Here is an 8,580-nt window from a genome sequence, read left to right as displayed (position 1 = left end):
TCCCCGCCGCGCCTGGTCACCCGGACGACCATCCATCGCGAACTACAGGCCTCCGCGCCTGCGTCACGGCAGCGCACCCGCGGCAGGGAAAGCGAATGCCTCCCCGGGCCTCGCTTTCCACCCAAAGGGTTCGAAAAAAGCGGCCATCACGGCTTTCAGCCTCTATCCCATGCAAAAAAGCAATGGCCCGCGGGCCTGGAACACCCGTTCCATTTGCTTTTCTTCATGCCGATTGCGCATGGGGTAGCCGTTTCCGGCATTAGACGCGAAGGAGGGGCGTGGGAATCATGCGCCCTTTTTTCGCCCGCCCCGGCCAACCCGGCGGTGGGCGGACCCCGACTTCCACAAGAACCAAGGGTGAACACACTATGGGCAAAGCCAAGCTCAGCCTCGCCTGGCAGATCGTCATCGGTCTGGTACTGGGCATAGCCATGGGTACCGTGCTGAACCACTTCAGCGCGGAGAAGGCCTGGTGGATCAGCAACATCCTGCAGCCGGCGGGCGACATCTTCATCCGCCTGATCAAGATGATCGTGGTACCGATCGTCATCTCCTCGCTGATCGTCGGCATCGCCGGCATGGGCGACGCCAAGAAGCTCGGCCGCATCGGCCTGAAGACCATCGTCTACTTCGAGATCATCACCACGGTGGCCATCGTCGTCGGCCTGGTGCTGGCCAACCTGTTCCAGCCCGGCGCCGGCATCGACATGAGCACCCTGGGCACGGTGGACATCTCCAGGTACGCGCAGACCGCCAAGGAAGTGGAACACCACCACGCGTTCATCGAAACCATCCTCAACCTGATCCCGTCGAACATCTTCGCCGCCATGGCCCGCGGCGAGATGCTGCCGATCATCTTCTTCTCGGTGCTGTTCGGCCTGGGCCTGTCCTCGTTGCCGGCGCCCACCCGCGAGCCGCTGGTGAAAATGTTCCAGGGCGTGGCCGAGGCCATGTTCCGCGTCACCCACATGATCATGCTCTACGCGCCGGTCGGCGTGTTCGCGCTGATCGCCGTGACCGTGGCCAGCTTCGGCTTCGCCTCGCTGCTGCCGCTGGCCAAGCTGGTGCTGCTGGTGTACTTCGCCATCGCGTTCTTCGCCTTCATGGTGCTGGGCCTGGTGGCGCGGCTGTTCGGCTTCTCGATCATCAAGCTGATGCGCATCTTCAAGGACGAGCTGGTGCTGGCCTATTCCACCGCCAGTTCCGAGACCGTGCTGCCGCGCATCATCGAGAAGATGGAAGCCTACGGCGCGCCCAAGGCGGTGAGCAGCTTCGTGGTGCCCACCGGCTACTCCTTCAACCTCGACGGCTCGACCCTCTACCAGAGCATCGCGGCGATCTTCATCGCCCAGCTCTACGGCATCGACCTGTCCATCGGCCAGCAACTGATGCTGGTGCTGACGCTGATGGTCACCTCCAAGGGCATCGCCGGCGTGCCGGGCGTGTCCTTCGTGGTCCTGCTGGCCACCCTGGGCAGCGTCGGCATCCCCCTGGAAGGCCTGGCCTTCATCGCCGGCGTCGACCGCATCATGGACATGGCGCGCACCGCGCTGAACGTCATCGGCAACGCCCTGGCGGTGCTGGTGATCTCCAGGTGGGAAGGCATCTACGACGGCAAGCAGGGCGCGCTCTACTGGCAGGCGGTGGAACAGGGCCGCGGCGAGGAGCTGCTCAGCGACGCCCGGCAGAGCACTGCGCACTAACTCTGCGCCGCCCCTGTAGGAGCGAGCTTGCTCGCGAACCCGCCCCGCCGCGGAGCCGTTCGCGAGCAAGCTCGCTCCTACGAAAAGCCGTACCAGCAAGGCCCCGGCAATGTCCGGGGCCTTGGCGTTTCTGGCCCCGGCGCGCCCGCGCCGCTATCATCGCGGCCAACGTCCTTGGGGGGATACTCATGCTCAACGGCCTCTGGCTCGGCTTTTTCCTGGTCGCGGCGGTCACCGCGCTGTCGCGCTGGCTGCTCGGCGGCGATGCCGGGGTGTTCGCCGCCATGGTCGAGAGCCTGTTCGCCATGGCCAAGCTGTCGGTGGAGGTCATGGTCCTGCTGTTCGGCACCCTGACGCTCTGGCTGGGCTTCCTGCGCATCGCCGAGAAGGCCGGCCTGGTGGAGCGCCTGGCGTGGCTGCTGGGGCCGCTGTTCCGCCGGCTGATGCCCGAGGTGCCGGCCGGCCACCCGGCGATCGGCCTGATCACCCTGAACTTCGCCGCCAACGGCCTGGGCCTGGACAACGCCGCCACCCCCATCGGCCTCAAGGCGATGAAGGCGCTGCAGGAACTCAACCCCAGCAGCACCACGGCGAGCAACGCGCAGATCCTCTTCCTGGTGCTCAACGCCTCCTCGCTGACGCTGCTGCCGGTGACCATCTTCATGTACCGCGCGCAGCAGGGCGCGGCCGACCCCACCCTGGTGTTCCTGCCGATCCTCCTGGCCACCAGCGCCTCGACCCTGGTCGGCCTGCTCTCGGTGGCGCTGGTGCAGCGCCTGCGCCTGTGGGACCCGGTCGTGCTCGCCTACCTGGTCCCCGGCGCGCTCGGCCTGGGTGCCTTCATGGCGCTGCTCGCCGGGCTTTCCGCCACCGCGCTGGCGCAGCTCTCCTCGCTATTGGGCAACCTCACGCTGTTCGGCCTGATCGTGCTGTTCCTGGTGCTCGGCTGGCTGAAGAAGGTGCCGGTCTACGAAACCTTCGTCGAAGGCGCCAAGGAAGGCTTCGACGTGGCGAAGAACCTGCTGCCCTACCTGGTGGCGATGCTTTGCGCCGTCGGCGTGCTGCGGGCCTCCGGGGCCCTGGAACTGGTGCTGGACGGCATCCGCTGGACGGTGCTGCAGCTGGGCTGGGACACCCGTTTCGTCGACGCCCTGCCCACCGCGCTGGTCAAGCCGTTCTCCGGCAGCGCGGCACGCGCCATGCTGCTGGAGACCATGCAGAGCCAGGGTGTGGACAGCTTCGCCGCGCGTCTGGCGGCCACCGTGCAGGGCAGCACCGAGACCACCTTCTACGTGCTGGCGGTGTACTTTGGCTCGGTGGGTATCCAGCGCGCCCGCCACGCCGTGGGCTGCGCCCTGCTGGCGGACCTGGCCGGGGTGCTGGCGTCGATCGGGGTGTGCTACTGGTTCTTCGGCTGAGCGGCCGCGCAATTAATAAAACCGGAAAATATTTGAATATCCTTATTCTTCTGAAAGTTCTTTCAGATACAATTGGGTAATTGAATTTTTAAGTGGGCTGTTTCGCGAATCAATACGGTTAATTTTCCATAAGAACTTTCCATTGATCGAATTTAGATTTTCCTCAAACAAAATTAAGGAAAATCGCAATGAGAGGGAAAGTTAGCTGTATTGCGCTGTGCGCCCTGCTGGCCGGCTGCAATGGCTGGGTGAAGCCGGAGGCCGATGGCCAGCTCAATTCGAACTATTTCACGGTACTGTCCGGCCTGCCGGCGCCGGGCCTGATGGTGGCTTCGGCGGTGCAGTGGAATGCCGACTACGCGGTGACCGCGGCCCACGTGCCCTACCTGTCGGGCCTGGCCTATTCCTGCAGCACCCGCTGCGACCTGGTATTCATCCGCCGTAAGGCGTCCGGGCCGCTGCCCCACTGGCGCGCGCCGCGCAACGGCGAGGCGGTGACGGCGCTGGGCAGCAGCAGCCTGCTGGTGCCGGTGAGCTCCCGCGGGCGGGTGTGGCCGGTGCCCTACCGCAACCTCAGGGAGCCCAACCAGGAGCTGTACGGCATCCATGACGCGGCACTGGCCCAGGGCATGTCCGGCGGGCCGCTGGTGGGGGCCGACGGCAGCGTGCTGGGCATGAACATCGGCTACCAGGCCACCGGCTGGGGTGGCGTGCAGCACCCGGGGCTCAAGGGCGCCAAGCGTGTCAGCGTGTTCGTGCCCTACGCGGTGATCGAGCGCGAATGGCAGCTGTTCCAGGCCAGGCTGGCGCGGGAACGGGAGGCGGCGGCGGGGCGTCGGTTGCAGGCGAGCAATCCCTAGCCGGGGGTGATGCCCGCCATGCCTGTCTATTTTTTGGGATTTTTCCGACGAGCTGTCGCGAAGCTTTCACTAGCCTTTCAAACCCTTGAAATTCGGGCCTTCCAGCCATTTTTCATTTGATCTCGGGCAACTTTTACACATAGGGTTACAAATATCTTCCCGGCCGCTGCCTGCCTCCTCGCGTCCCGGGAAGGCCCCGTGATCGTTTGAAATGGTGTTCCCATGGCTTCCAAGAATTCCAAGGCCAAGGCCGTGTTCCGCGTGGTCAGCGGCAACTTCCTCGAGATGTACGACTTCATGGTGTATGGCTTCTACGCCACCGCCATCGCCAAGACCTTCTTCCCCGGCGACGACCCCTTCGCCTCGCTGATGCTGTCGCTGGCCACCTTCGGCGCCGGCTTCCTGATGCGCCCGCTGGGGGCGATCTTCCTCGGCGCCTACATCGACCGCCATGGCCGCCGCCAGGGCCTGATCATCACCCTGGCGCTGATGGCCATGGGCACCCTGCTGATCGCCTTCGTCCCCGGCTACTCCACCCTCGGTGCGCTGGCGCCGGCGCTGGTGCTGGTCGGCCGCCTGCTGCAGGGCTTCTCCGCCGGGGTCGAGCTGGGCGGCGTGTCGGTGTACCTGGCGGAGATCGCCACGCCCGGCAAGCGCGGCTTCTTCGTCAGCTGGCAGTCGGCCAGCCAGCAGGTGGCGGTGGTCTTCGCCGGGCTGCTGGGGGTGATCCTCAACCACTGGCTGAGCCCCGAGCAGATGGGCGAATGGGGCTGGCGCGTGCCCTTCTTCGTCGGCTGCATGATAGTCCCGGCGCTGTTCGTCATCCGCCGCTCCCTGGAGGAGACCGAAGCCTTCCAGAAGCGCAAGCACCACCCGCGCCTGGGCGAGGTGCTGCGCTCCATCGGGCAGAACTTCGGCCTGGTGCTGGCCGGCACCGCCATGGTGGTGATGACCACCGTGTCCTTCTACCTGATCACCGCCTACACCCCGACCTTCGGCAGGAACGAGCTGCACCTGTCGGACTTCGACGCCTTGCTGGTGACCATGTGCATCGGCCTGTCGAACTTCTTCTGGCTGCCGGTGATGGGCGCGCTGTCCGACCGCGTCGGCCGCCGCCCGCTGCTCATCGCTGCCACCGTGCTGGCGCTGCTGACCGCCTACCCGACGCTGTCCTGGCTGGTGGCCGAGCCCAGCTTCGCCCGCCTGCTGACGGTGGAGCTGTGGCTGTCGTTCATCTACGGCAGCTACAACGGCGCCATGGTGGTGGCGCTGACCGAGGTGATGCCGGCGGACGTGCGCACCACCGGCTTCTCCCTGGCCTACAGCCTGGCCACCGCCACCTTCGGCGGCTTCACCCCGGCGGCCTGCACCTGGCTCATCCACGCCCTGGACAACAAGGCCGCCCCCGGCCTGTGGCTGAGCGGCGCGGCACTGCTGGGCCTGGTAGCCACCCTGGTGCTGTTCCGCCGCCGCGGCCGCGCGGCCTCCTCGGGCGGGGCGCTGGCCGGCGCCTGACGGCCTGCGGCGGTTTGCCACTGGCCAACCCCGGCCGGCCTTGACCTCGATCAAGGGTGGCCGGGGGCGGGCGGAGAAGGATAGGTCAATGACATTTCCTTCTTCTCCCCTGGAGACAACGCCATGCCCACCCCCCTGCACCAGCAAGCCGCGGCGCTCGCCGCCGGCGGCCATGATCACTGGATCGAGACCCTCGACGACGGCAGCCACGTGCTGATCCGCCCGCTGCGCGCCGAAGACCGCGAGCTGGAGCGGACCTTCCTCGAACGCCTGTCGCCGATGACCCGCAAGCTGCGTTTCCACGGCGAAGTGAAGATCAGCGACGCCCTGCTCGACAGCCTGATGGACGTGGACTACCAGGACAACATGGCTTTCGTCGCCCTGGTGCATGACGACGGCGAACTGCGCGAAGTCGGCATCAGCCGCTATGCCAAGGTGGACGACAACCAGTGCGAATGCGCCCTGACCACCGCCGACGACTGGAAGCGCCGGGGCCTGGGCAAGGCGCTGATGCGCCACCTGATCGACGTGGCGCGGCGCAATGGCTTCGCCCAGATGTACAGCATCGACCAGGCCATCGACCGTGACATGCGCGACCTCGCCGTCGAACTGGGCTTCCGCGCCCTGCGCGACCCGGACGACGCCACCCGGGTGATCCGCCGCCTGGCGCTGTAAGGCTCAGCCGCTGCGCCGGCGGCGCCAGAGCAACAGCGCTGCCGGCGGCAGCAGCACCAGCAGCACCGCGCCGCCGCCCAGCGGGTAGGCCATGTCGTCGTCGAGCAGCGGTTTCTCGATGCGCAGGTAGCCGTCGTCCTTGAACAGCTGGCGCGCCGTGTCGCTGGCCAGTTTCAGGCTGACCTTGGCCAGGCGTCGGTCCTCGTTGGGGAACTGGCTGCCGTCGTAGTCGCCCAGCGCGCCCCAGTAGTAGTCGGCGAGGCTGGCGTTGCTCGGCGTGCTCCAGGCCAGCTGCGCCCGCTGCACGCGCTGGATGCGGGCGAAGCGCTGGGCGTCCAGGCCGTGCTGGCGGATGTTTTCCACCACCTCGCCCAGGGCCTTCAGGGTGGCCTCCTGGTCCTCCCGGGCGATGTCCGCGTTGAGGCTGAGGAAGCCCTGGTTGGCGTAGGACGTGCGCTCGCTCCAGGGCCCGTAGGACAGCTCGCGGTGTACCCGCAGGTCGGCATAGAGGGCGTCGCTCAGGTAGGCCTGCAACAGGTCGAGGGCGGCGCCGTCGGCTTCGGCCGGCTCGGGGAAGATCCAGTGCACCACCGCGCCCTCGCCGAACAACCCGCTGTTCAGCGTCCGCTGGCGTGCCGCCGGGCCCTGCATTTCCGGCAGTTCGCGGCGTTCCGGCGTGGCCCGGTCGGGCAGGCTGCCGAAGGTGCGGCTGAGGTAGGCGGGCAGGCGCGGGTCGAGGTCGCCGACCACGATCAGCGTCATGTTGGCCGGCACGTACCAGTCGCTGCGCAGCTTCTCCAGCTGGGCCTGGGTCAGGTGCGCAACCTGCGGGCGCTCGGCGCAGGCCAGGCCGAGCTCCACGGCGAGCTGCTCCTGGCCCGGGCGGCTGATGTTCTGGTGGTCGAGGAAGCGCTGCAGGTGCGAGTAGTGGCCGCCATCCTCGCGGATCAGCACCTGCTTGGTGGCTTCCACCCGGGCCTTGTCCAGCTGCGTGCGGGTGAGCACTTCCAGCAGCAGGTCGAGCACCTGGCGCTGGGTGGCCGCCGGCGCCTCGATGACGAAGGTGGTGTCGCCCTCGCTGGTGTAGGCGTTCCACTGGCCGCCCAGGGCCTGCATGCGCGCCTCCAGGTCGGCCTCGTCGCCGCCGTCCAGGCCGCTGAAGAACAGGTGCTCCAGCAGGTGCGGCAACTGCCGGTCATGGCAGCTGAAATCGGAAAAGCCGACGCCCACCACCAGGCGGATGGACACCGAGCCGCGCTGGCTGGTCGGCTTGAACAGCACGCCCATGCCGTTCTGCAGCTGGTAGCCCTCCACCGTCGAACGCGAATCGGCGAACGACCAGCCGCCGCCGAGCAGGAAGAGGAGGGGGAGGAACAACCAACGCATGGGCCAGGCCTGGAAAAGCAAAGCCAGGAGAATAGCGGATTGCCGCCGATCCACCTACCCATGGGCGGCACCCGTGGCGACGGGCTGCGACCTGCGCTGGCCCGGTCTATCATCAGGCGTGGCACCCGGGGCCACTGCTGGCCTTTCGCTGGCATGCTCCCTCATCGCCCATTGCGGAGGCCGTACGCATGCGCGTCCTGATCACCGGCGCGGCCGGCCACATCGGCCAGAACCTGCTCAACGAACTGGCGATCCAGCACCGCGACTGGACGCTGGTGGCCGCCGACGTGCGCAGCCTGCCGGCGCAGCACCTGCGGCCGAACGTCGAGCCGGTGCAACTGGACATCGGCCACCCCCGGCAGGTGCGCGACTGCGTGCGGCAGTGGCGCCCGCAGGCCATCGTGCACCTGGCCTCGGTGGTCAACCCGCCGCCGCAGATGTCCGCCACCCGCCTGCACACCATCGAGGTCGGCGGCAGCCGCGCGCTGTTCGAGGCGGCGGTGGAGCACGACGTGCGCCAGCTGGTGGTGGCCAGTTCCGCCGCGGCCTACGGCTTCCACCCGGACAACGCCGAGCTGATCGACGAGAACCACCCCCTGCGCGGCCAGTCGCAGTTCCCCTACGCCCGCCACAAGCACGAGATCGAGCAACTGCTGGCCGGCCTGCGGCAGAGTTGTCCACAGCTGCGCCAGCTGGTCCTGCGCCCCGGCACCATCCTCGGCCGGGGTGTGCACAACCCGGTCACCGACCTGTTCATGGGGCGCTCGGTGCTGGGGATAAGTGGGCGCTGCAGCCGCTTCGTGTTCATCTGGGACCAGGACGTGGTGAACATCATCCGCCAGGGCCTGGAACGCGGCAGCGAGGGCATCTACAACCTGGCCGGCGACGGCGCGCTGAGCCTGCGCGAGATCGCCGGACTGCTGCGCAAGCCCTACCGCGCCCTGCCGGCGCCGCTGCTGCGCAGTGCGCTGGCGCTGCTGCGGCCGGTGGGGCTGGCGCCCTTCGGCCCGGAACAGGTGGACT

General features: G+C 67.5%; 7 protein-coding genes. 6 read left to right on the top strand and 1 reads right to left on the bottom strand.

All coding sequences use genetic code 11. The annotated features are described in order from the left end of the window. Positions 1–368 precede the first annotated feature (368 nt). The 5 genes from gltP (at position 369) to DK254_RS04185 (ending at position 6,171) form a co-directional block, all read left to right on the top strand. Entirely contained in the window at positions 369–1,703 is a 1,335-nt protein-coding gene (gene gltP / locus DK254_RS04205) for a glutamate/aspartate:proton symporter GltP (protein WP_109932462.1), read from the top strand. Between the two features lie 188 nt (positions 1,704–1,891). Continuing rightward, the gene (locus tag DK254_RS04200; RefSeq protein ID WP_109932460.1) at positions 1,892–3,121 is read left to right on the top strand and encodes a nucleoside recognition domain-containing protein; all 1,230 of its coding nucleotides are present in this window, start codon (positions 1,892–1,894) and stop codon (positions 3,119–3,121) included. 188 nt (positions 3,122–3,309) lie between these two features. Then, positions 3,310–3,981: a serine protease gene (locus tag DK254_RS04195; RefSeq protein WP_109932458.1), complete on the top strand. Its 672-nt coding sequence runs from the start codon at positions 3,310–3,312 to the stop codon at positions 3,979–3,981. Between the two features lie 222 nt (positions 3,982–4,203). Next, positions 4,204–5,496 carry an MFS transporter gene (locus DK254_RS04190; protein ID WP_109932456.1) on the top strand — a complete coding sequence of 431 codons (1,293 nt, stop codon included), beginning with the start codon at positions 4,204–4,206 and terminating at the stop codon, positions 5,494–5,496. Between the two features lie 123 nt (positions 5,497–5,619). Then, entirely contained in the window at positions 5,620–6,171 is a 552-nt protein-coding gene (locus DK254_RS04185; RefSeq protein WP_109932454.1) for a GNAT family N-acetyltransferase, read from the top strand. A gap of 3 nt (positions 6,172–6,174) precedes the next feature. On the opposite strand, the gene DK254_RS04180 is transcribed toward DK254_RS04185, so the two are convergent. Then, on the bottom strand, positions 6,175–7,557 hold the full coding sequence (locus DK254_RS04180) for a pitrilysin family protein (protein ID WP_109932995.1): 1,383 nt from the start codon (positions 7,555–7,557) through the stop codon (positions 6,175–6,177). 188 nt (positions 7,558–7,745) lie between these two features. Between DK254_RS04180 and DK254_RS04175 the strand changes: the two genes are divergently transcribed. Beyond that, a partial coding sequence (locus DK254_RS04175) for an NAD-dependent epimerase/dehydratase family protein (protein ID WP_109932994.1) occupies positions 7,746–8,580 on the top strand: 835 nt, incomplete at its 3' end.

This window comes from Pseudomonas sp. RW407 (assembly GCF_003176655.1).
Taxonomy (GTDB): Bacteria; Pseudomonadota; Gammaproteobacteria; order Pseudomonadales; family Pseudomonadaceae; genus Pseudomonas; species Pseudomonas delhiensis.
Note: the sequence above shows the minus strand (reverse complement) of the source record. Positions and strands in the feature narration are given on the sequence as shown.

Bases quoted from the DNA above. Each gene is read 5' to 3' on its own strand.
- DK254_RS04180 (WP_109932995.1), bottom strand. From the start codon at position 7,557: ATGCGTTGGTTGTTCCTCCCCCTCCTCTTCCTGCTCGGCGGCGGCTGG.
- gltP (WP_109932462.1), top strand. From the start codon at position 369: ATGGGCAAAGCCAAGCTCAGCCTCGCCTGGCAGATCGTCATCGGTCTG.
- DK254_RS04185 (WP_109932454.1), top strand. From the start codon at position 5,620: ATGCCCACCCCCCTGCACCAGCAAGCCGCGGCGCTCGCCGCCGGCGGC.
- DK254_RS04190 (WP_109932456.1), top strand. From the start codon at position 4,204: ATGGCTTCCAAGAATTCCAAGGCCAAGGCCGTGTTCCGCGTGGTCAGC.
- DK254_RS04200 (WP_109932460.1), top strand. From the start codon at position 1,892: ATGCTCAACGGCCTCTGGCTCGGCTTTTTCCTGGTCGCGGCGGTCACC.
- DK254_RS04195 (WP_109932458.1), top strand. From the start codon at position 3,310: ATGAGAGGGAAAGTTAGCTGTATTGCGCTGTGCGCCCTGCTGGCCGGC.